1 protein-coding gene is annotated in these 481 nt (G+C 59.9%); it reads right to left on the bottom strand.

Features of this window, described 5'->3' with window-relative positions:
- Positions 1-34 precede the first annotated feature (34 nt).
- A partial coding sequence (locus tag EOA32_RS37715; RefSeq protein WP_145971532.1) for a TIM barrel protein occupies positions 35-481 on the bottom strand: 447 nt, incomplete at its 5' end.

Genomic DNA, 481 nt, shown 5'->3' with positions numbered 1-481 from the left:
CCTCCTGACCGGCCTAGGCCGCGTCGGCGCCAGATCAGTGATCTGGTTTCAAAATTCCCAGTGCGCCGGCATGCAGATGTTTTAAATGTGCTTTCGGGTCCACCGGCCCGACGAGTGGCACTTCGACCGAGATAGCAGCGCCGTGTTCAGTTGCCGCACAGAGGTCCTTCAATGGCAGTTCGCCTTCTCCAGGAGCGAGCCTGCCGCTTCTCGCCTCGGCGATCATTGCGTCCGATGTTTTGGGCGCAGGCCCGCGGACGTCGCAAAGCTGGATGTGCTTTACCTTCCCTGCATTTGCGCGAAGCTCGTCGATCGAGGCGCCGTTTCGGAAGAAGTGAATCCCGTCAACAAGGGCACCGGCGTTCTCTGCTCCACAGGCATTCAAGATCGCTAGGCTGTCGCGAAAGGTCCTTACCGTCCGCCAGCCCATGTTTTCGATGTCGACTGACATGGCATATCGCGCCGCGAGGGCGCAAAACTC

Origin of the sequence: Mesorhizobium sp. M1A.F.Ca.ET.072.01.1.1, from assembly GCF_004023325.1 — a bacterium.
Taxonomy (GTDB): domain Bacteria; phylum Pseudomonadota; class Alphaproteobacteria; order Rhizobiales; family Rhizobiaceae; genus Mesorhizobium.
The sequence above is the reverse complement of the archived record's forward strand: the minus strand, read 5'-3'. Positions and strand labels throughout refer to the sequence as shown.